This is a genomic window from Propioniciclava soli, from assembly GCF_014858005.1.
Classification (GTDB): domain Bacteria; phylum Actinomycetota; class Actinomycetes; order Propionibacteriales; family Propionibacteriaceae; genus Propioniciclava; species Propioniciclava soli.
The window spans coordinates 267,502-288,972 of the sequence record NZ_JACYOT010000006.1 but is presented as its reverse complement, the minus strand read 5'-3'; the positions used below and the strand labels follow the sequence as shown (position 1 = coordinate 288,972).

Below are 21,471 nucleotides of genomic sequence, written 5' to 3'. Positions count from 1 at the left end.
TCGTTAGGCTGGCAGCGGTTCGACGAACGGGAGGAAAGCGCGTGACGGTCCGGATCGGAGTGCTGACGTCGGGGGGCGACGCCCAGGGCATGAACGCGGCCGTGCGGGCCGTCGTCCGGGCCGGCATCCAGGCGGGTGCCGAGGTGTTCGGCATCCACGAGGGCTGGCAGGGCGCCGTCGACGGCGGCGACCAGATCCGCCGCCTGGAGTGGGACGACGTCGGCAACGTCCTGGCCCGCGGCGGCACGGTCATCGGCACCGCCCGGTGCGCGGCGTTCCGCGAGCGCGACGGGCGCAAGCGGGCGGCGCTGAATCTCATCACGCACGGCATCGATCGCATCATCGTCATCGGCGGCGACGGGTCCCTCACCGGCACCGACCGGCTGCGCGAGGAGTGGCCCGCCTTCGTTGCCGAGCTGGCCGACGCGGGCGAGATCACCGCCGAGCAGGCCGAGCGGCACGCGCAACTCGTCATCGCCGGCCTGGTCGGCTCGATCGACAACGACATGGTCGGCACCGACATGACGATCGGCACGGACTCCGCGCTGCACCGAATCACCGAGGCCATCGACGCCATCAGCAGCACCGCCGCCAGCCACCAGCGCTCCTTCGTGGTCGAGGTGATGGGCCGGCACTGCGGCTACCTGGCGGTCATGAGCGCCATCGCGGGGGCGGCCGACTACGTGTTGATCCCCGAGTCGCCGCCGGCCGACGACTGGAAGCAGCACATGTCCCACGTGCTGCGCCAGAGCCGGCGCGCCGGGCGGCGGACGTCCATCGTGGTGATCGCCGAGGGGACGCAGGACCGGCAGGGCAACCCGATCACGCCCGAGGACGTCCGCGCGGTGCTGGCCGACGAGATGGGCGAGGACGCCCGCGTGACGATCCTCGGCCACGTCCAACGGGGCGGGACGCCGAGCGCGTACGACCGCTGGATGGCGACCATGCTCGGCCACGCCGCCGTCGGGGAGGTGCTGCGCGGCGATCGCGAACCGCAGCTCGTCGCCGTGCGCGGCAACCGGCCCACGTTCATGCCGCTCATGGAGGCGGTCGCTGCGACGCGGCGGGTGGCGTCCCTCATCGAGGAGGGCCGCTACGACGAGGCGATGGCCGCCCGCGGGCGATCGTTCGTCCAGATGACGCAGGCTTTTCACCAGCTCTCGGAGGCGCGGCCGGACGCCGAACCGCTCGAGGACTGCCGCCAGATCGGCGTCCTGCACTGCGGTGGCCTGGCGCCGGGCATGAACGCCACGGCGGCGGCCGTCATCCGGCTGGGGATCGACCGCGGGCATGAGATGTTCGGCGTCCACGGCGGCTTCCCCGGGCTGATCGACGGCGACATCCGCCGGCTCGGCTGGGGCGACGTGGAGGGGTGGACGGCATCCGGCGGGGCGAACCTGGGGACGCGCCGGACGATTCCGACCGAGGAGGACCTCTACGCCCTCTCACGCTCGATCGAGACCTCCGGGTTGGACGCCCTCATCATCATCGGCGGCTTCAACGCCTACCGAGCCCTCACGCTGATCCATGCGGAACGCAAGCGGTTCCCGGCGCTGCGGCTCCCGATCGTCGTGGTGCCGTGCTCGATCGACAACAACCTGCCCGGCCTGCAGATGGCGGTGGGGGCGGACACGGCGCTGAACGTGGCCGTGTCGTCGGTGGACCTCATCAAGATGTCCGCCTCGGCGGCGAAGCGTGCGTTCGTGGTGGAGACGATGGGGCGCCACTGCGGCTTCCTGACGCTGACCACGGGCGTGGCCGTCGGCGCCGAGCGGGTCTACCTGCACGAGGACGGCATCACGATCGCCGACCTGAAGACCGACATCGACGCGATGGTCGAGGGGTTCCGCAGCGGCCGGTCGTTCTACCTCGCGATCCGCAACGAAGAGGCGTCCCCCTTCTACACCACCGACCTCATCACCCGGATGTTCGAGGCCGAGGGCCGGGGCGAGTTCAGCGTCCGCGGCAGCGTGCTCGGGCACGTCCAGCAGGGCGGGGCGCCCTCGCCGTTCGACCGCATCAACGGCGTCCGGCTCGCCTCCCAGGCGATGCAGTGGGTGACCGAGCAGCTCGCGTCCGGCGCCGACCAGCACGTGTTCGTCACCCCGGACGGGATGCGGGACGTCCGCGACCTCGACGAGCTGGTGGACTGGCAGGCGCGGCGTCCGCTGGAGCAGTGGTGGCTGGAGCTCAAGCCCGTGCTGCACGACCTCACCCGGACGCCCGGCGTCGCGTCCGCACCCGGGTCGCTGACGGGGCGCGGGGCACGGCCGACTACCATGGAACGGTGACCGACACCCAGCCGCGCCGTCTGCTCCGCATCGAGGCCCGCAACGCCGAGACGCCGATCGAACGCAAGCCGTCGTGGATCAAGACGCGCGCGGTGATGGGCCCGGAGTACCGGGACATGCAGTCGCGGGTGAAGAACTCCGACCTCCACACCGTGTGCCAGGAGGCGGGCTGCCCCAACATCTTCGAGTGCTGGGAGGATCGGGAGGCCACGTTCCTGATCGGCGGGGACGCCTGCACGCGCCGCTGCGACTTCTGCCAGATCGCCACCGCCAAGCCGACCGACTACGACCGTGACGAGCCGCGTCGGGTCGCCGAATCGGTGCGCGAGATGGGGCTGAAGTACGCCACCGTCACCGGCGTCGCGCGCGACGACCTGCCGGATGGCGCCTCGTGGCTCTACGCCGAGACGTGCCGCCAGATCCGCGAGCTCAACCCCGGCACCGGGGTAGAGCTGCTGGTGGACGACTTCAAGGGCGAGGACGGGCCGCTGCAGACGGTCTTCGAGGCGCGTCCCGAGGTGTTCGCCCACAACCTGGAGACCGTGCCGCGCATCTTCAAGCGCATCCGGCCGGCGTTCGACTACGACCGCAGCCTCGCGGTGCTGCAGAAGGCCCGGGCGTTCGGTCTGGTCACCAAGAGCAACCTCATCCTGGGCATGGGCGAGACCCGCGAGGAGATCAGCCAGGCGCTGCGCGACATCCACAACGCGGGCACCGAACTCATCACCATCACCCAGTACCTGCGACCCTCCGCGCTCCACCACCCCATCGACCGGTGGGTGACGCCGGAGGAGTTCGCCGAGCTGGAGGCCGAGGCGAAGGAGATCGGGTTCTCGGGCGTCCTCTCCGGGCCGCTCGTCCGCTCGTCCTACCGCGCCGGACGCCTCTACCGCACCGCACTGCAGGCGCGCCGCTGAGCCTGCGGCCGGCGTCAACACCTGGGCCCAGCACCGGTAGGATGGGCCACCGAGTCGAGCAGGAGTGGTGAGCCCATGGCGAGCGAGAAGGCGAAGGAACTCGCCCGGAAGCAGAAGGAACAGATCCGGGCCGAGAAGCTGCGCAAGAAGAACAGCGACGACCCCAAGGACTGGGGGCGTTGGCGCCAGTTCACCGAGGCGTACAAGCGCACCAACGAGATCGACCCGTCGACGCGGTGGTGGATGCTGGGTGTCGCGGTGGGCGTCATCGTCGTCATCGCGGCCATCGGGCTGCTGACCAACCTGGCCTGGTGGGCGTGGGTGCCGCTGGCCCTCATGTCGGCGCTGCTGGGCGCCATGCTGGTGCTCACGCGCAAGGCCCGCACCGCCATGATCACCCGGTACGCCGGCCAGCCCGGCTCGGCCGAGGTGGCGTTGCAGATGCTCAACAAGCGCCGCTACTCCTACGACCTCGGCATCGCCGCGACCCGCGAGCTCGACCTGGTGCATCGCGTCCTCGGCCCCGGCGGCATCGTCCTGATCGGCGAGGGAGCCCCCGGCCGCACCCGCAAGTTGCTGAGCGAGCAGGAGCGGCGTCACGGGCAGGTCAGCTACGGCACGGCCGTCACCACCCTCATGATCGGCGACGCCCCCAACCAGGTGAAGCTCGGCGACCTGCAGAAGCGCATCGAGAAGATGCCGAAGGTGCTGGCCCCGTTCCAGGTCACCGAGGTGCAGTCGCGCCTCAAGGCGCTGCACCTGCGCAACCAGATGCCGATCCCGAAGGGCCCCATGCCGACCCCGAAGGGCATGAACCGCGCCATGCGAGGCCGTTGATTGAACATCGTCAACGCCGAGCACGTCAGCCTGGCGTACGGCACCCGCACCCTGCTCGACGACGTCTCCCTCGGCCTGTCCGCCGGCGAGGTGGTGGGCGTCGTCGGCCGCAACGGCGACGGCAAGTCGACCCTGCTGAACCTGCTCGTCGGCGCCCTCGAGCCGGACGCCGGCGCCGTGGTCCGCGCCTCGTCGGCGTCCATCGGGCACCTGGCCCAGGCGGAGGAGTTCGCGCCGGGGGCGTCCGTGCGCGACGTGATCGTGGGCGGGGAGCCCGACCACGTGTGGGCGGCGGACGCCTACCGCCGCGGCGTGGTCGAGCACCTGCTGGCCGGCATCGACCTGGCCACCGACACCGGACGCCTCTCCGGCGGTGAGCGGCGGCGCGTGGCCCTGGTGGCGCTGATGCTGGGCCACCACGACCTCGTCGTCCTCGACGAGCCCACCAACCACCTCGACGTCGAAGCCGTCGGCTGGCTCGCCACCCATTTGGCCGAACTTCGCGACCGTGGCACCGCGATGGCGATCGTCAGCCACGACCGCTGGTTCCTGGACGCCGTCTGCACCCGCGTCTGGGAGGTGCACGACGCCACGGTGGACGCCTACGGCGGCGGGTACGCCGCCTACGTGCTGGCCCGGGTCGAACGGCAGCGGCAGGCGGCGGCCAACGAGTCCCGCCGGCAGAACCTGGCCCGCAAGGAGCTGGCGTGGTTGCGCCGCGGCGCGCCGGCGCGGACGAGCAAGCCCAAGTTCCGCATCGACGCGGCGACGACGCTGATCGCCGACGTCCCCGAGCCCCGCGACTCCCTCGCGTTGCAGCGCTTCGCGGTGACCCGGCTGGGCAAGGACGTCTTTGACCTCACCGATGTGGTCGCCGAGGTGCCCGTCCGCACGGCGGACGCCGCGGGGCCGGACGCCGCCGCGCCGGACACCGCCACCCGGCGGCTCTTCGGTCCGCTGACCTGGTCGATCGGGCCCGGGGACCGGATCGGGCTCGTCGGGGTGAACGGCTCGGGCAAGTCCACGCTGCTGCGGCTGCTCGCACACGAGCAGGCACCGACGTCCGGGCGCGTGAAGCAGGGCAAGACGCTGCGGATCGGTCACCTCAGCCAGGCCGTCGTGGAGCTCGACCCGCGCGACCGGGTGCTCGACTCCGTCACCAGGCTCGCGAACGCCACCCGGTTGGAGACCGGACGCGACGTCACCGCCACCCAGCTGTTGGAGGACTTCGGCTTCACCGGCGACCGCCTCGTCACCCGCATCGGGGAGCTCTCCGGCGGGGAGCGGCGGCGGCTGGCCTTCCTGCGCCTGCTCATCGCCGAGCCCAACGTCCTGCTGCTCGACGAGCCCACCAATGATCTCGACATCGACACCCTCACCGTCGTCGAGGACCACCTGGACACCTGGCCCGGCACGCTGGTCGCCGTCAGCCACGACCGGTACTTCCTCGAGCGGGTGTGCGACGTCACCCACGCGATCCTGGACGACGGCCGCGTCGTGATGCTGCCCGGTGGCGTCGAGGAGTACCTCGCGGGTCGCCGGGCGGCGGCGCCGGCCAAGACGTCCGCCTCGGCCCGCTCCACGGGCGGCGCGGCGTCCAGCTCGGCGGCCACGCCGGCAGCGGCGGCGTCCGGGCTCAGCGCGGCGCAGGAGCGCGCGGCGAAGAAGGAGCTGGCCCGGCTGGAGTCGCGACTGACCAAGCTTGGGCGGTCGATCGAGCAGGTCCACCACCGCATGGCCGAACACGCGGCCGACCACGCGCGCCTCACCACGCTGCAGGCCGAGCTCGAGCAGCTCACCGACGAGCAGTCCGAGGCCGAGCTGGCCTGGCTCGAGGCCGCTGAGACGCTCGAGTAGGCGACCACCGGTCACGACGCCCCCCGCGCGCCCCACCGGGGGCGTCGCACTTGGCGCACCGTATGCCACCTGGCCCACCGGGATCTCACTTGGCGCAGTGCAGCTCACGTGGCGCCGTGTGGCTCACGTGGCGGCCCGTGGACAGCCCGCCGGGTGAGCCCCGCTGCGCCACGTGAACCTGAGCTGCGCCACGTGAACCTGGGCTGCGCCACGTGAACCTGGGCTGCGCCACGTGGACCTGGGCTGCGCCACGTGAACCTGGGCTGCGCCGCGTGAACGGCCCGTTGGGCCCCGTGGCCACCGCTCCCCCTCACCACCCGTCCCCGAACGCACGGGCGCCCGGACGGTCGGAACCGTCCGGGCGCACGCGTCGTACCGGCGAGCCTCAGCTCACCAGGTGCTCGCGCTCGATGATCGCGTCGCGCAGCTCGCGGCGCTTGCGCTGCTCGGCCGGGTCGGGCACGGGCACCGCGGAGAGCAACCGCTGGGTGTAGGGGTGCTGCGGGCGGGTGACGATGTCGAGGGTGTCCCCGACCTCGACGAGGTGGCCACGGTGCATGACGGCGATCCGCGTGGAGACCTGCTCGACGACCGCCAGGTCGTGGCTGATGAACAGGCACGCGAAGCCGTACTGCTCCTGCAGCTCCTTGAAGAGCTTCAGGACGCGTGCCTGCACCGACACGTCGAGCGCCGAGGTGGGCTCGTCGGCGATCAGCAGCTTCGGGTTCAGCGCCAGCGATCGGGCGATGCCGATGCGCTGCCGCTGCCCACCGGAGAGCTCGTGCGGGTACCGGTTGCGCATGGAGCGCGGCAGGTGCACGGAGTCGAGGAGATCCTCGACGCGGCGGCTCAGGTCGGCGCCCTTGAGGCCCTCGTGCAGCAGCAGGGGCTCGCCGATGGACTCGCCCACGGGCAGGCGCGGGTTGAGCGAGCTGCCCGGATCCTGGAACACGATGCCCACCGTCTTGCGGAAGGGCTTGAGTTCCTTCATCGAGGCGTTGGTGATGTCGTGTCCCGCGACGGTCAGGCGTCCCTCCCGCACGGGCAGGAGGGCGACGGCGGCGCGTCCGATCGTGGTCTTGCCCGAGCCGGACTCCCCCACCAGGCCGACCACCTCGCCCTGCTCGACGCGCAGGTTGATGTGCTCGGCGGCACGGAACTCCGCCCGCCGGCCCTGCTTGGGGTAGACGATGGCGACGTCCTCCATGAGGAGCGCGGGCGCCGCGTCCGAGAGGGGCTCGTTGAGGGGCACCGGGGTGCCCTCGGCCTCGATGACGGTGCGCGGCGGGGTGTCGAACTCGGTGGATTCGACGTGCTCGGCGAGGTGCGGCACGGACGCCAGCAGCTGCTGGGTGTAGGGGTGCTGCGGGTGGTTGAAGATCTCGTCGGAGGAACCGTGCTCGACGACGCGCCCGTCCTTCATCACGATGATGCGGTCGGCCATGTCGGCCACCACGCCCATGTCGTGGGTGATGAGGATGATGCCGGCGCTGACCCGCTCGCGGAGCTGGCGCATGAGCTTGAGGATCTCGGCCTGCACGGTCACGTCGAGCGCCGTGGTGGGCTCGTCGGCGATCAGCAGCTTCGGCTCACAGGCCAGCGCCTGGGCGATCATGATGCGCTGCCGCTGACCACCGGAGAGCTGGTGGGGGAACTTGTTGAAGCTGTCCTCCGGGTCGGGGATCTCGACCATACGCATGAGGTCGATCGCCCGCTCCTTGGCGGCACCGGGGTTGATGAGGTAATGCGTCCGGAGGGTTTCCACGATCTGGAACCCGACGGTGTACACCGGGTTCAGCGCGGTCATGGGCTCTTGGAAGATCACCGAGATCTCGTTGCCGCGCACCTCCCGCAGCTCCTGAATGCTCATGCCCACGAGCTCAGTGCCCTTGAGATCGGCCGAGCCGGTGGCCCGCCCGGTCGGAGGCAGGAGGCCGAGCAGGCTCATGGAGGACTGCGTCTTGCCCGAGCCGGACTCACCCACGATCGCGAGCACCTCGCCCGCGCGGAGCTGGTAGCTCATGTTCTCGACGGCGGTAAACCACTCCTGCCCCACCCAGAACCGAACGGTGAGGTCCTTGACGTCGAGGATGACGTCACCCTTGGCGACGGGGCCTCCCGTGTCCTTGCTCAACTTGATGGCGTCGGTGAAGACCGAGCGCGAAGGGGTGCTGCTCACGAGGCGTCCTCCTTGCTCTGGACGGCGGTGGCGCCGTTGCTCTGGACGGCGGTCGCGCCGTTGCTCTGGGCGCTGGCGGCCCCCCGGGACGCGACCAACTGCTTCTCGGCCTTGGCCATGGCGCGGGCGGACGGGATCTTCTTCGTGCGCGGGTCGAACGCGTCGCGCAACCCGTCGCCGATGAAGTTGATGCTCAGGGCGATCAGGATGATGAACAGACCGGGCCACCAGAACAGCCACGGACGCGTCGAGAACGCCCCCTGGTTGTCGGAGATGAGGTACCCCAGCGAGATGTTGGGCGGCCCGATGCCAAAGTTGACGAAGCTCAGGGCCGCCTCCAGGGTCACGGCGGCCGACATCAGCAGCGTGCCGTTCACCACGATGACGCCGATGGCATTCGGCAGCATGTGCTTGGTGATGATGCGCCAGTCGCTCGCACCGGCCACGCGGGCCGAATCAACGAACTCGCGCTCGCGCAACGTCAGGAACTCCGAGCGGACGAGTCGTGCCAGGCCGGTCCACAGGATGCACCCGAGGGCGACGGCCAGCATCACCGGCATGTTCTCGCGGATGGATGCCGTCAGTTCCGGCCCCGCCCCGATGCGCAGCGGCACCCGGGAGACCAGGGCGCCGAGCACCGCACCCAGCACGATGACCGGCAGGGTGATGATGAGGTCGGTGAATCGCATGAGCGCCATGTCGACCTTGCCGCGGTAGAAGCCGGCCGCCGACCCGACCGTCACGCCGATGAGCAGCGCGACGATGCCCAGGATGAACGCCACCAGCAGCGACGTCTGCACCCCCAGCATCACCTGGGCGAAGTAGTCACGGCCGAGCGAATCCTGCCCGAACGGGTTGGCGCCAATGGCGAAACCGGTGGCACCACCGATGCCGGGGACGCTCAGCGTGGGGCGCCCGCCGTCGATGACGTCGCCGGAGGTGATCTCCTGCACGCGCCACAGCCCGGGGATGGGGCCAATGCCCATGCTCAGCACCGACAACAGGATCACCAGGCCGAGGGTGACGAGGCCGAAGATCGCGCCGCGGTGCCGGATGAACCGGCTCCAGACGATCTGGCCCTGGGAGAGGCCCTGCACCTCCTGGCCCTCACCGACGCCCTCGCCGCGCCCGTAGGCGTCCGCCGTGGCCTCGCCCGTGCGGGCGCTGGCGGCCTCGCCGGCGTCGTTGGCGTCGACGCCGATCTCGCGATCGGCCTGCGGACCATCCGGCAACGCCTGCTCGAGACGATCCGCGTCGTCCGGTTCGTTGTTCTGGAAACGATCGTTGCTCATGCGTTCACCCGAATCCTCGGATCGATGACGGCGTAGAGGAAGTCGGCGACGAGGTTGGCGATCATCGCCAGGCCGCCGGTCAAGATGATGTAGAACATGACCGGGTCGACCTCCTGGCCGTCCATGGAGGTGATGAACAACCGACCCATGCCGGCCCAGCCGAAGATGGTCTCGGTGATGACGGCGCCACCGATCAGCGTGATGAAGTCCACCGGCACGATGGAGGCCAGCGGCATCAGCGCGTTGCGCAGCGCGTGGCGGACGATGACGACCCGCTCCGACAGGCCCTTCGCCCGGGCGGTGCGGATGTAGTCCTGGTTCAGCACCTCGAGCATCGCGCCGCGCTGGTAACGCACGTAGGTCGCGAAGGAGATGAGCACCAGCGCCAGCGTCGGCAGCATGATGTGGGTCGCCCGGTCGAGCTGCGCCATCCAGAAGTCGGCGTTCAGGCCGGGCGTCGAGGCGCCAATCGTCGCGAGCGGACGGCCCCGGATCTGGGGTGCGTTGTTGTACGGGACCCACGTCTGCAGGACGCGGTCGACGAAGATCAGCACGCTCGTGAACAGGGCGGTGATCATGGCGCCCCGGATCGAGATCTGCCGATCGGGCCCGCCGAACAGCCACCCGATGAGCGCGGCGAGTGCGAGGGACAGCGCGAGCAACCCGATGATCCACAGCCAGTTCATCTCGACGTAGAAGAACAGCCACTGCAGCGGCCACCACAGCACCGTGCCGAGCACGGCGGTCGTCAGCGCCGCGTACAGGGCGCGCTTGTTGTTCATGCCCGCGAACAGGGCGCTGACGCCCAGGGCGAGCGCGACCGAGAGGACGCCGATGCCCACGATGCCGATGGTCGGGTTGTTCACCCAGCCGGTGAGCAGGGCGCCGGCGAACACGGCCAGGGTCACGACGAACGCGCCGACGAACACCTGGATGCGCTTGGCCCGCTTGCCGCCGAGCGCACCGGCCCAGAACAGGCCGGACACGATGCTCAGGATCACGACCAGCGGCCAGTTCACCGTGGGACTTTGCAGGTAGTCGTTGGCACCGATGGCGAGGAACTGCTTGAGCAGCACCGCGACCCAGAAGATCGGCAGGGAGTAGAGCAGGAACGACACGAACGTGATCGCGTAGTCGAAGCTCGTGTACTGACGCAGCGCCGAGACGAGGCCGATGGTCACGCCGAGGAGGATCGAGATGATGGTGGCGGCGAAGACCAACTGCACCGACGTGGCGATGGCGCCACGGACCAGCGTCGCGACCGGCTGCATGGTGCGCCAGGCGATGCCGAAGTCACCGGTGAGGAAGTTGCCCAGCCACAGGAAGTACCGCTGGTACCACGGCACGTCCAGGTTCAGCAGGCGGATGCGGTTGTCGATGAGCTCCTGCCGGTTCGGGGCGGGATTCTCGCGGAGGTCCACCAATGGGTCGAGCGCGAACTCGAGCAGGCCGTACATCAGGAACGACAGGACGAACAGCGTGCCTACTGCGAGCGCGAGACGTCGCGCGATGAAGCGTGCCATGGGCTACTCCGGATCAACAGGTTGGGTCGGTCGGTTGGGTTGGTGCACCCGAGGATGCTAGTGCCCCACACCCGCCGGTGGGGCGCCAGGCAACCTGGCGCCCCACCGTGTCCTGCTCTGGAGATGTCGCTGATCCGAGGATCAGGCGACCTCCCACTCCCAGAAGTTCCAGAAGTAGGTCGGCGCGAGCGGGATGGACGAGACGCCCGTCACCTGGTTGCTGATGCCGGTGATCTCCGGGAACTGGAAGATCGTGATGCCGAAGGCCTCGTCGACCAGGATCTTCTCCACCTCGCGGACGATCTCGTTCTGGCGGTCGGGGTCCGTCGTGACGTTCAGCTCGTTGAGCAGCTCGTCGGCACGGGTGCTGTTGAAACCGCCGTAGTTGTTCTGGCCGTCGCTCAGGAAGTTCGGCGGCACCTGCGAGACGCCCACGGCCGTCGACTGCCACCCGAAGAGCGACGCGTCGTACTGGTCGTTCTGGCTCAGGAGCTGGCCCCAGTCGACGCTGGACACGTCGACCACGGTGAAGCCCGCCTGGCCGGCGGCCTCGCTGATGAGCTGGAACTCCTGCTGACGACGCGTGTTGTTCTGCGCGAACATCATGCGGACCGTCGGGTTGGTGACGCCGGCCTGGGCGAGCAGCTCGCGCGCCGCGTCCACGTTGCCGCCGCCGCCGTAGGTGGCCTCCATGCCGTTGGCCTCTGCCGTCGCGTCGTACTCGGGCGAACCGGGAACGACGCTGAAGCTGTTGCGGACCTCGGCCTCGGGGTTGAGCGGCTTGATGATGTTGTCGATGATCTGCTGGCGCGGGATGGCCTGCAGGAACGCCTGGCGCACCAGACGCGCGGTGTCGGCGTTGCCGCCGTAGGTCGCCGGGTCGAACGGCCCGCCGTTGTTGAACACCAGGTCGACGTGTTCGTAGGTGGCGCCCGACTGGGTCAGCACCTCGACGTTGTCCATCGCCTGGAGCTGCTGGAGGATGTCGGCGGTCGACTGCGGCTGGGTGATGAGCACCTCGCCGTTCTGCAGGGCCTGCACCGACGCCTGGGCGTCAGGGATGATGCGGACCGTGACCTGGTCGATCGACGGGGTGCGCTCGCCCTGGTAGTTCTCGTTGCGCTCCAGCGTGATGTACTGCTCCTCGACGAGGTCGGTGATCACGTACGGGCCGCTGCTGACGAGGAGGTCCTCCTCGGTCGGCATCGACTTGAAGTTGAAGTCGTTGTTGAACACCTTGGCGATCTCCGCCAGCGCGGCGCGGTCGTTGTTCTGGAACGCGTCCAGCACGGCCTGCTTGCCGGCCTCGGCGTCCGCCGCCCCCAGCGCGCGCATGCCCACCACGTGCGCGGGCACGGTGGTCGGGCTCATGGCCAGGATCTCCCAGTCCACGAAGGGCTGGGAGAAGGTGTAGGTGAGCGACTTGCCGTCGTCGGAGATCTCGGGGAAATCCGTGATGAGTTGGTACCCGGGCGAGGCGGCGTTGAAGTAGACCGCGTCGCCCGCGACGCCGGAGACCTCACCGGTGTCGTCGTCGACCTCGATCGACTCCTGCTCCGCCTCGGACACCGTGTTGAAGTTCGTGGACGTGGCGCCCCACAGCAGCACGGCGTCAGCGGCAGTCACCGGCGTGCCGTCGGACCAGGTCGCCGTCTCGGCGAAGTTGATCTCCACCTGCAGCGGATCCTCGGAAACGAGCTCGTAGCTGCCGAACGAGGGGTTCTGGGTGATCTCGAGATCCTGGTTGTAGTAGCCGATCGCGTCGTTGGCCATGTACAGGATGTTGTTGTTCGCGGTCGCGTTGCCGTAGTCGGTGTCGCTGTTGCGGCTGAAGAACGCCTGGTTCCATGCCACGTTGATCGCCGTCGGGGTCGCGGCGTCGCCGCCGGTGCCCGATCCCGTCGTGCCGGGCGTGGTCGGCGTGCAGGCCGACAACGCCAGCGCGCCGGCCACCGCGGTGGCCGCAGCTGCGAAGAGCTTGCGCTTGCTCAATGTTCCTCCAAGTGGTGATGTGCCCTCGGCAGGGCTACTGCGCCACCCTGCCCGGACTCGGGACAGCGTGAACTTCGTGACCAGCACCGTACACAGCTGTATGGGGACGCCCCAACCATGCGTGACGCAGTGAAGTCGTTTCGTTACCGAAGTGGAACCCGAGCGGCACAGCGTCCGCCTCATTGTGAAAGTGAAGGCTGGTGGTGCGGTGACGGTCAGCGGCGTCGGACGACGACGGTGCCGAGGGCGAGGTCGGCGAGGCTGCGTCGCTCGGCGCCGATGACGAGGGCGGGCAGCACCAAGCAGATCAGCGCCGCCCGCACCACGGGGCGCCACCATCCCACGGCGCTGCGGTCGGTGCGGGTGACGCCCACCCCGGCGAGGAGTTGGCCGAAGCTGCTGCCGGTCAGCGCGGTCAGCAGCGCCTTCTCGACGAAGAACACGGCGAGGATCATCCAGGCCCGCCACCCCTGGTCGGTCAGGACGCCGGTGCCGAAGACTCCGACGGCGACGATCATCGATGCTGCCCAGTCCAGGGCCAGGGCCAGAACCCGCTGCGGCCAGGACGCCAGCGACCCGCGTCCTTGCGCGGGCAGACCGAGGGACGCCCCCGGCAGCGGCTCGTCTCCACTCACCCGGCGAGCCTACCGAGGCCACGGCGGGGCGCCGGCGTCCGCCGCTGTCGTTTGGACCCGAGGTTGTGGCGCCATGGCGCCATTTGCTCGGGTCCAAATGCTCAGCCATGCTCCGGCCACCATCCCGCCCGGGTCCGGCAGGGGGCGGAGCCCCCAGGGTGGGGGGCTGGGAGCGAAGCCTCCGGAGCGGGGGGCTGGGAGCGAAGCCTCCGGAGCGGGGGGCTGGGGGCGGAGCCCCCAGGGTGGCGGCAGGGGGTGGGGGGCTGGGGGCGGAGCCCCCAGGGTGGCGTAACACTGCTGAAACATGGACGTAAAGAACGGCCGCGCCGGGACGGTTACTGTCTCAGGGTCCAATCCCTACCGTTTCGGAGGAAAGATGTTCCAAGGCGCCGACGAACTGCTGGCGTACGTGGCCGAGAACGAGATCGAGACGATCGACGTCCGCTTCTGCGATCTCCCCGGTGTGATGCAGCACTTCACGATCCCCGCGTCGTTCCTGACTCCCGACGTCTTCGAGGACGGTCTGAGCTTCGACGGCAGCTCGATCCGCGGCTTCCAGAAGATCCACGAGTCGGACATGGCCCTGCTGCCCGACCCGACGACGGCGTACCTGGATCCCTTCCGCAAGAGCAAGACGCTGGTGCTCAACTGGTTCGTGCACGACCCGATCACCAAGGAGCCGTACAGCCGCGACCCGCGCAACATCGCGCGCAAGGCGCAGGAGTACCTGAAGAGCACGGGCATCGGCGATACCGCCTTCATGGGCCCCGAGGCCGAGTTCTACGTGTTCGACTCGGTGCGCTTCGAGACCAAGCAGAACGCCGGCTACTACTTCATCGAGTCCGAGGCGGGCGCGTGGGCGACCGGCTCGGAGAACGACGTGGACGGCCGCGTCAACCGCGGTTACAAGGTGAAGTACAAGGGTGGCTACTTCCCGGCCGCGCCCGTGGACCACTTCGGTGACCTGCGTGACGACATGGTGCGCCACCTCATCAACGCCGGTCTGGAGATCGAGCGGGCCCACCACGAGGTCGGCACGGCCGGCCAGGGTGAGATCGCCGTCAAGTTCGCCGAGCTGCTGACGGCCGCGGACAACCTGATGAAGTACAAGTACATCATCAAGAACACGGCGTGGGAGGCGGGCAAGACCGCCACGTTCATGCCGAAGCCCATCTTCGGCGACAACGGTTCGGGCATGCACGTGCACCAGTCCATCTGGGCGGACGGCAAGCCGCTGTTCGCGGACGAGGCCGGCTATGCGGGCCTGTCCGACCTGGCGCGCTGGTACATCGGTGGCATCCTGGCCCACGCTCCGGCGCTGCTCGCGTTCACCAACCCCACGGCGAACTCCTACCACCGCCTGATCCCGGGCTTCGAGGCGCCGGTCAACCTGGTCTACAGCCAGCGCAACCGTTCGGCGTGCATCCGCATCCCGATCACCGGCCCCTCGCCCAAGGCGAAGCGGATGGAGTTCCGCTGCCCCGACCCGTCGGCCAACCCGTACCTCGCGTTCTCCGCGATGCTGCTGGCCGGGCTCGACGGCATCGCCAACAAGACCGAGCCGCCGGCGCCGGTCGACAAGGACCTGTACGAGCTGCCCCCCGAGGAGCACGCCGAGATCGCGACCGTTCCCGGCTCGCTGGAGGAGGCTCTCAAGGCGCTCGAGGCCGACCACGACTTCCTCCTCGCCGGTGACGTGTTCACCTCCGACCTGATCGAGACGTGGATCGACCTGAAGAAGGAGGACATCAACGCCCTCCGTCAGCGTCCGCACCCGCACGAGTTCGAGATGTACTTCGACCTCTGACAGGTGCCGTTGACCTGAAAGGGCCCCTGACCTGCATTTTCGCAGCGTCAGGGGCCCTTTTCGCTTGGGCTCGTGGGGGCCAAATACCGCAGAAGTACCGTAGGAGATTCCGCTGAGCGGTTCTCGACGGGTCGTCAGGACGGTTTGAGCTTGCCACCCCATCTCTCGGTGGCCGCCCGGTCGAAACGGTAGACTTGCGTGGACCTCATGTTCTTCCGGACCTGGAGTTTGCCGATGCCCACCCTCCTCGAAGCGCCGTTCACGGCCCAGGGCTTCCCCGCTGCCGGCAACAGCTTGGCGTCGCGTTCCTCATGCATGTGGACCGATACGCGACTCGGCACCGGGTGTTCTTTGGCCTCGGACGGAAGCGCCCCGATCTGTTCGGCATGACGTTGCCGGGAGACTGGATCGTTGCCGAGGCGAAGGGTCGCTCGAACGGCATGGAGAGTGGCTTGCCCTCACAGCTGGCAGCCCAGAAGTCGATGATCAAGAGCATCAATGGTCAGAAGCCTGCTGTCGCCCTCGGTTGCGTCTCATCCTTCCCAGTCCCCTACTCCGGCGTCTGGGATCGGCTCCACGTCGACGTCGTTGATCCCCCACAGGAGGAGGTGGCCGTGGACATCGCCGTTGACCTCGACCTTTTCTGGCGCGCCTACTACGAGCCGTTCGTCCTGGCGGCAAGCACCGGAGAGGCGGTCGTCGATCCTCCTGGTTACGTCGTATCGCGCTTTCCAGGCCTTGGCCTTCGGGTCGGGCTTCGGATCTCGATTTACGAGCTGGTGGTAGGGAGTGAGCCGATCACCGCCGACTTACTCGGCTCCGCGCTTGCAGAATCGACCGCGGACGACGGGCAGGACCCCATCGGCCGTCCTGATGGCACGTTGGTTGAGACCTCGTGGGCTGAAGCCCTCGCCATCCAGGACTACGACGCTTAGTCATCGAGTGGATCGCACGAGCGCGGAGGACCGGCAGCTGCTCTACACGATGCTCACCCGGGTCGCGTCGAGAACCACGCCCACCTCGTCCGCGGCTTCGATGACACACACGCCTTGCCCAGCTCGACTGACAAATGTGCGCTGACCGCAACCGAGGTGCTCGAAGGGATCCTCGCCCGCGACGGTGCGGCCGTCTCCGCCGCCACGACGCAAACTACGGGCGCTTCGCCGGAGGCCCAGCTGCACGACGCGGTCACGCGGTACGCCGACGCGGTCACCCTCGCCGCATCCATGCTGCGTGCTGCCCCTGAGTACGCGGGACCCAGACCCTCCCCTGACTGCCGGGCATCCCCGAGGTTGTGGCCGACCATCCGAGCTGGGGGCCGTACCTGTCCGAGCGCTCGCGCCGAGCCAGCGCGCTGGCTAGCGAAGTCGCCCGACGCGAGAGGTTGCCGGCCTAGACGACGCGATACGACGACGTCCTCACGGCCGAGCTACGGCGAGAGCTCGCCGTCTGGCGCGCTGGCACCGGCGTGCCCGCCGACGAGCGCAGCCTCGCCGGACCTTTACCCCACGACAATGACGAGGCGGCGTACCACCGGAACCTCACCAACCGGATCAACGCCCGGTAGGGCGAAGCCCTCGACGTCTGGCAGGAGCGGATCGTCGCGCACGTCGGGCATCGCGACGAGCAGGCCGGTCAGTTGGCGAAGTACCTCGACGGCCTCCACCGTAAGGGGGTCGACGCCGAGCGGATGCTCGAGCTCGCCTTCGCCCGTGAACCGCTGCCGGTGGACCACCCAACTGCCGCGCTCGCCTATCGGGTGAAGGACCTCGTCGCACGGCGAACCCTGCGCGCGGCTCCGTTCGATGACTTGCGTCGCACGACGCCTTCGAGCAGCGGCCCTGCCCTGGGGCCTTGATGGCCAACTGTGCGCTTGGAATGTATCCACTGAGGCGATACACTCCAAGCATGAAGTCAAAGGATGCCCTCCACGTGCTCGCTGAGGTCACCGCCTACCAGTGGGGCATGGTGACGTCGGCTCAAGCCAGCCTGCACGGCATCACACGCCTCGACCTCTCCCGACTCGCCGCGGACGGCCAGCTAGAACGTCTCGCTCACGGGGTCTACAAGGACGCCGGCGCTCCCGCCGGCCCGCACGACGACCTGAAGGCAGCCTGGCTCAGCACCGATCCGAAGGCGATGGGCGAGGCGCGCATCAAGGACCCCGCCAACGGTGTCGTTGTGGCAGGAGAGTCCGCCGCCGACCTGCACGGCATCGGCGACTTCCGCGCCCTGCGGCACGAGTTCGTCTCCCCCGGCCGCCGCCAGAGTCAGCGCAGCGCCGTTCGCTACCGCCAGCGCACCCTCGACCCCTGCGACGTCACGCTCGTCGATGGTCTGCCGGTCATGACGATGGAGCGCACCATCGCCGATCTCGTCGAAGAGGTGGGCGACCTCAGCCTCGTCGCCGACGCACTCCGCGACGCCACTCGCAAGCGGGAGCTCGACCTCGAGCGGCTCCGATCACTCCTCGCTCACCTCGCCCAGCGCACCGGACTCAAGAAGGGTGATGGAGCCGCGCTGCTGGATCGGCTGATGGAGATCGCAGGCATCGACCCGGAGGCTGTCGCGCGTCGAGTCGCCGCCGACGCGTCGCTCGGCTCTCGGGTCGCTGCGAACTACCTCGTCGGCCTCAGCAAGCAAGACCTCGATCGGCTCGTCATGACACCCGAGATGCAACAGACCAGGCGCTCGATCCAAGAGTCGGTTGCCGCAACAATCCGGAGTTCGATGGCTCCCCAGCTCGCCGGCTTCAACGCAACTATGGAGCGCGTGAGCGCCGACCTGCTCACGAACGCAGGTCTCGACGAGGTCGCGCGCCGAATCTCAGCACAGCTCGTTGACAGCGACGTCATGGAGAAGATCAGCCGGGGATGGGTTACTGCGCTGAGCGACAGCATCGCGCTGAAGCCGGAGACGCTTGCCGCCATTCGTGAGACCCAGAAGGCGGTCACGCGTGGCTGAGCCCGAGCCGTACTCCACTCCGCGCGGCGTCGAAAACGCGATCAAGGACGCAGCGAGGAGGGCAGCTGCTGCCGATCCGTCACTCGACGTCAACAACCGGATCCAGCTGGAGTACTTCAACCGCTTCCTGAGCCGCGTGTTCTCCGAGGCCGGCGACTCCAAGTGGGTGCTGAAGGGCGGCACGGGCATGCTCGCCCGAGTGCCTTCGACCCGCGCCACTCGGGACATCGACCTGTACCGCCGCGGCTTAACTCTCACCGAAGCTCTCGACGACCTGATCCGCCTGACGGAGATCGACCTCGGTGACCACTTCCGGTTCCAGTACGTCAGCCACACCCAGTCGATCGGCAACGACACCCAGCCCTACACCGAAGGCTACCAGGCCAGGTTCGAGATCCTCATCGGCCTCAGCACCAAGGGCTCGCTGCAGGTTGACCTCGCCGTCGGCAGCGGGATCACCGGAGAGGTCACCACGACCGACCCGGCGAACGCACTGGAGCTGCCGCGCCTCGTCAGCCACGAGTACCGCCTCTACCCCGTCGTCGACCAGATCGCCGACAAGGTCTGCGCAACCATGACCGAGTACAACGAACGTACGTCGAGCCGCGAGAAGGACCTCGTCGACCTTGTCGTCATCGCGACTACGCAGGACATCGACGGCAGCGCGCTGCGAGTCGCCATCGTCATCGAGGCACGCCGACGCCAGATGAAGCGGTTCGACAGCTTCGCGGTGCCCTCCGCGTGGGGAGCCGGCTACGCCAAACTCAGCAGGCCCGTCCCCCACTGCACCGACTACCGCAGCGTGGACCTCGCCGCCGATCTCGCGAAACGCCTCATCGACCCCGCACTCTCCGGCGATGCCGATGGCAAGACGTGGTCGCATGAGACGCTGTCCTGGACTTAAGGCCAGTCGTCAGAGCGCCCGCCTTGACGGGCGACCTCCCCCAGCCTGTAGAGCGCATTCGCGGCGTGGCGGCGGATCGTCCGGGCCGCGAGCACGTGATCCTCACTGACCAACTGGGCGACCGACGGCGTGGTCAGCCCAGCCCTGCCACGCCGAAGGGGTGCATCCGCAAGGTTGGCCGCGAGAGCCAGATCCAGGAGCAAACCGCGGTCCTGGTCGGACAGCGCTCCTGAGTCGAGAGCCCGTCGCAGGAGCTCTGTGAGTTGCACCCGTAACTCCTCGGCGTCCGCGTCCCCCGCCGGGATCGTCTCGTCGTACCGCTCGATGAGGACCGAGCTCGCCCACGTGGGATCGCGACGCTTGGCCAGCTCGCCGAAACCGAGCTCAGCCATGGACTCGCGCTCAACACGCCTCAGGATCGTCGTCGCGACGTACGCGTCGTCGGCCATGATCGTGGTCGCAGATCTGGATCCACAGCTGGCCGGCGACCACTTAGCCGAGCCTGCGCAGTCGACCGGCAACCAGCGATGCGCCAGGTACAACCAGCCAGGCGAGTGCGACATAGGCGCGCGGATCTCGCTCGGCCAGACGACGAAGCCCTGCGAGTACAGCGTCCCGCTCGATGGGCGCCGAGTGCTTCATCCAGCGCGGCAGAACCACGAGGTCGTCGACGACGGTCAGCGCCTGCTCAACGTCCTGCCAACAAGGCCATTCGGCGCGTACTTCCTGCATGTTCGGGGCGAGATCATCGACGCCGAGGCACTTCGCGACGCTCATCACGCTGCTCCTTCCTGTCGCCCGAGTCAGCTTCACCGAGCACCCAGCGCCACCGGGATTCCGGTTTCCGTTCACACCGTCCCCGATCGGCTGTGGCGGCTCGAAGCGCCGGCATGCTTCCGCAGGATCAAGTTCTTCGACTTGATCGACGAGGACAACGACGAGTTCTGGCGGGACCGCTCGCTCGGCGCCGACCGAAAGCTCGTCTACGAGCGGCTACTGGCCTACGGCGACGGGGGGGAGCTTGCGCCTCTACCTCGACGCAGCTCCTCATCGACCTGTGGCCCGAGATGGACGTGGCCGAGTCGATGCGCACGCATTGGGCGGCGGTCGTCGACGCACCCTCCAGGCACCGGCCCCAGCCGAATACGACCTGGGCCGTCGCGACGAGGACACCCGGCGCACGACCGTCGACGTAGTCAGCCACACAACGTCGTAGGCCGAGGATGTCCGGGCTCGATTGCCCGGTGCGTGTCGGAGGATGCCGTTAGCGTGTCTCACGACCAAGCGAGGAGCAGCAATGGCGAAGTACTCGGTGACGCAGTCCGATATCACACAGTCGTTGGCAGACGTGAAGAGTGACCCGATAGCGATCCCGGAGCTCCAGCGTCCTTTCGTCTGGGACAGCGTCAAGGTCCGCGGCCTGAGGACTCGCTCTACAAGGGCTACCCCGTCGGTTACCTGATCACCTGGCAGTCGGTCGGCGCCAAACTCAAGCGCGGCCAGGTCGCCCGCTCACCAGCAGATCCTGATCAACGGCCAGCAGCGCATCACCGCGCCCCGGGCGGCCGTTGCCAGCCTCAACGTGATCAACAAGCGGTATAAGTCCGCTCGGATCACGATCCCCTTCAATCCTATTACCGAGGATTTCGCGACGCTGACCCCGGTGATCCGAAAGAACCCACAGTGGATCGCCGACATCAGCGAGTACTTCAACTCCGAGTCGCCCCTGTCCTTCGCGCGCAAGTACCTCGAATGCAACCCCGATGTCGACGCTAAGATTTTCGAGACCAACCTCGTCCACCTGGGCCGGGTCCAGAACGCGTAGATCGGAATCATCGACCTTGAGGCCGAGACCGTCTCCGAAATCGCCATCCAGATCAACTCCAAGGGCGTTCCGCTGAGCAGCGCCGACTTCGCGATGAGCAAGATCGCGACCTACGGCGACCGGTGTCGCAACCTCCGCAAGCTGATCGACTACTTCTGCCACCTCGCCGTCGGTCCGCACGCGTACGCCGACATCAAGGAGGATGCGCTCCCGACCCCGGAGTTGGATGCCGCGCCCCTTTCAAACGGAGACACATGACGCCCTCCAAATACCGCAGTGATACCGCAAGAGAACCGTTCGACGCCGAAATCAGCCGTCACGGGCCAACAAGCCAGATCGACGTTTGCGCAGGTCAAACGGTGTTTGCCCGAGATCTCCAACCCCACCCAACGCCGGCTGGGGAGTTCGAGATTCACTTCGACCTCTGACAGGTGCCGTTGACCTGAAA

Annotated in this window: 18 protein-coding genes; 10 read left to right on the top strand and 8 right to left on the bottom strand. The window is 68.3% G+C overall.

The genetic code is table 11. From position 1 onward, the window contains the following. Positions 1–41: 41 nt before the first annotated feature. From IFY26_RS08355 to IFY26_RS08340, 4 genes are all read left to right on the top strand, one after another. Complete coding sequence (locus IFY26_RS08355; protein ID WP_332836168.1) at positions 42–2,291, top strand: 6-phosphofructokinase; 2,250 nt, start codon at positions 42–44, stop codon at positions 2,289–2,291. Then, positions 2,288–3,208 carry a lipoyl synthase gene (gene lipA / locus IFY26_RS08350; protein WP_232548530.1) on the top strand — a complete coding sequence of 307 codons (921 nt, stop codon included), beginning with the start codon at positions 2,288–2,290 and terminating at the stop codon, positions 3,206–3,208. Before IFY26_RS08355 ends, lipA begins: the two co-directional genes overlap by 4 nt. Positions 3,209–3,283: 75 nt before the next feature. Further along, a complete protein-coding gene (locus IFY26_RS08345) occupies positions 3,284–4,045 on the top strand; it encodes a DUF4191 domain-containing protein (protein ID WP_232548529.1) in 762 nt (253 codons plus the stop codon). Beyond that, the gene (locus tag IFY26_RS08340; protein WP_232548528.1) at positions 4,046–5,902 is read left to right on the top strand and encodes an ABC-F family ATP-binding cassette domain-containing protein; all 1,857 of its coding nucleotides are present in this window, start codon (positions 4,046–4,048) and stop codon (positions 5,900–5,902) included. Positions 5,903–6,287: 385 nt separating this feature from the next. Here the strand turns inward: IFY26_RS08340 and IFY26_RS08335 are convergent, their stop codons facing one another. The 5 genes from IFY26_RS08335 to IFY26_RS08315 all read right to left on the bottom strand — a co-directional run bounded on the left by IFY26_RS08335 (position 6,288) and on the right by IFY26_RS08315 (position 13,523). Next, the gene (locus tag IFY26_RS08335; RefSeq protein WP_232548527.1) at positions 6,288–8,081 is read right to left on the bottom strand and encodes an ABC transporter ATP-binding protein; all 1,794 of its coding nucleotides are present in this window, start codon (positions 8,079–8,081) and stop codon (positions 6,288–6,290) included. Beyond that, positions 8,078–9,373 (bottom strand): ABC transporter permease, encoded by a 1,296-nt coding sequence (locus tag IFY26_RS08330; protein ID WP_232548526.1) that lies wholly within the window; start codon positions 9,371–9,373, stop codon positions 8,078–8,080. The genes IFY26_RS08335 and IFY26_RS08330 overlap by 4 nt, the downstream gene beginning before the upstream one ends. After that, positions 9,370–10,896, bottom strand: coding sequence for an ABC transporter permease (locus IFY26_RS08325; RefSeq protein WP_232548525.1), 1,527 nt, complete (start codon positions 10,894–10,896; stop codon positions 9,370–9,372). Before IFY26_RS08325 ends, IFY26_RS08330 begins: the two co-directional genes overlap by 4 nt. 141 nt (positions 10,897–11,037) lie before the next feature. Then, a complete protein-coding gene (locus IFY26_RS08320; RefSeq protein ID WP_232548524.1) occupies positions 11,038–12,888 on the bottom strand; it encodes an ABC transporter family substrate-binding protein in 1,851 nt (616 codons plus the stop codon). A 215-nt stretch (positions 12,889–13,103) separates the two neighbouring features. Beyond that, complete coding sequence (locus IFY26_RS08315) at positions 13,104–13,523, bottom strand: RDD family protein (protein ID WP_232548523.1); 420 nt, start codon at positions 13,521–13,523, stop codon at positions 13,104–13,106. Between the two features lie 376 nt (positions 13,524–13,899). Between IFY26_RS08315 and glnA the strand changes: the two genes are divergently transcribed. Together glnA and IFY26_RS08305 are read left to right on the top strand one after the other, a co-directional pair. Then, complete coding sequence (glnA, locus tag IFY26_RS08310) at positions 13,900–15,330, top strand: type I glutamate--ammonia ligase (protein WP_232548522.1); 1,431 nt, start codon at positions 13,900–13,902, stop codon at positions 15,328–15,330. A 386-nt stretch (positions 15,331–15,716) separates the two neighbouring features. Next, the gene (locus IFY26_RS08305) at positions 15,717–16,265 is read left to right on the top strand and encodes a hypothetical protein (protein WP_232548521.1); all 549 of its coding nucleotides are present in this window, start codon (positions 15,717–15,719) and stop codon (positions 16,263–16,265) included. A gap of 566 nt (positions 16,266–16,831) precedes the next feature. On the opposite strand, the gene IFY26_RS08300 is transcribed toward IFY26_RS08305, so the two are convergent. After that, positions 16,832–17,065 carry a hypothetical protein gene (locus IFY26_RS08300; RefSeq protein WP_232548520.1) on the bottom strand — a complete coding sequence of 78 codons (234 nt, stop codon included), beginning with the start codon at positions 17,063–17,065 and terminating at the stop codon, positions 16,832–16,834. 173 nt (positions 17,066–17,238) lie between these two features. Here IFY26_RS08300 and IFY26_RS08295 point away from each other — a divergent pair, with 173 nt between their 5' ends. Together IFY26_RS08295 and IFY26_RS08290 are read left to right on the top strand one after the other, a co-directional pair. Then, complete coding sequence (locus tag IFY26_RS08295) at positions 17,239–18,294, top strand: type IV toxin-antitoxin system AbiEi family antitoxin domain-containing protein (protein ID WP_232548519.1); 1,056 nt, start codon at positions 17,239–17,241, stop codon at positions 18,292–18,294. Then, on the top strand, positions 18,287–19,198 hold the full coding sequence (locus IFY26_RS08290) for a nucleotidyl transferase AbiEii/AbiGii toxin family protein (RefSeq protein WP_232548518.1): 912 nt from the start codon (positions 18,287–18,289) through the stop codon (positions 19,196–19,198). The genes IFY26_RS08295 and IFY26_RS08290 overlap by 8 nt, the downstream gene beginning before the upstream one ends. Here IFY26_RS08290 and IFY26_RS08285 read toward each other — a convergent pair. Next, complete coding sequence (locus IFY26_RS08285) at positions 19,195–19,647, bottom strand: hypothetical protein (protein WP_232548517.1); 453 nt, start codon at positions 19,645–19,647, stop codon at positions 19,195–19,197. The two genes, IFY26_RS08290 and IFY26_RS08285, sit on opposite strands and share 4 nt — an antisense overlap. Positions 19,648–19,690: 43 nt before the next feature. Beyond that, positions 19,691–19,975, bottom strand: a complete 285-nt coding sequence (locus IFY26_RS08280; RefSeq protein ID WP_232548516.1) for a hypothetical protein — start codon at positions 19,973–19,975, stop codon at positions 19,691–19,693. Between the two features lie 886 nt (positions 19,976–20,861). Here IFY26_RS08280 and IFY26_RS08275 point away from each other — a divergent pair. Together IFY26_RS08275 and IFY26_RS08270 are read left to right on the top strand one after the other, a co-directional pair. After that, positions 20,862–21,023 (top strand): hypothetical protein, encoded by a 162-nt coding sequence (locus IFY26_RS08275; RefSeq protein ID WP_232548515.1) that lies wholly within the window; start codon positions 20,862–20,864, stop codon positions 21,021–21,023. Between the two features lie 93 nt (positions 21,024–21,116). Then, positions 21,117–21,281: a hypothetical protein gene (locus tag IFY26_RS08270; protein WP_232548514.1), complete on the top strand. Its 165-nt coding sequence runs from the start codon at positions 21,117–21,119 to the stop codon at positions 21,279–21,281. Positions 21,282–21,471 lie beyond the last annotated feature (190 nt).

Bases quoted from the DNA above. Each gene is read 5' to 3' on its own strand.
- IFY26_RS08280 (WP_232548516.1), bottom strand. From the start codon at position 19,975: ATGAGCGTCGCGAAGTGCCTCGGCGTCGATGATCTCGCCCCGAACATG.
- IFY26_RS08270 (WP_232548514.1), top strand. From the start codon at position 21,117: ATGAGCAAGATCGCGACCTACGGCGACCGGTGTCGCAACCTCCGCAAG.
- IFY26_RS08295 (WP_232548519.1), top strand. From the start codon at position 17,239: ATGAAGTCAAAGGATGCCCTCCACGTGCTCGCTGAGGTCACCGCCTAC.
- IFY26_RS08285 (WP_232548517.1), bottom strand. From the start codon at position 19,647: ATGGCCGACGACGCGTACGTCGCGACGACGATCCTGAGGCGTGTTGAG.
- glnA (WP_232548522.1), top strand. From the start codon at position 13,900: ATGTTCCAAGGCGCCGACGAACTGCTGGCGTACGTGGCCGAGAACGAG.
- IFY26_RS08345 (WP_232548529.1), top strand. From the start codon at position 3,284: ATGGCGAGCGAGAAGGCGAAGGAACTCGCCCGGAAGCAGAAGGAACAG.
- IFY26_RS08330 (WP_232548526.1), bottom strand. From the start codon at position 9,373: ATGAGCAACGATCGTTTCCAGAACAACGAACCGGACGACGCGGATCGT.
- IFY26_RS08305 (WP_232548521.1), top strand. From the start codon at position 15,717: ATGACGTTGCCGGGAGACTGGATCGTTGCCGAGGCGAAGGGTCGCTCG.
- IFY26_RS08325 (WP_232548525.1), bottom strand. From the start codon at position 10,896: ATGGCACGCTTCATCGCGCGACGTCTCGCGCTCGCAGTAGGCACGCTG.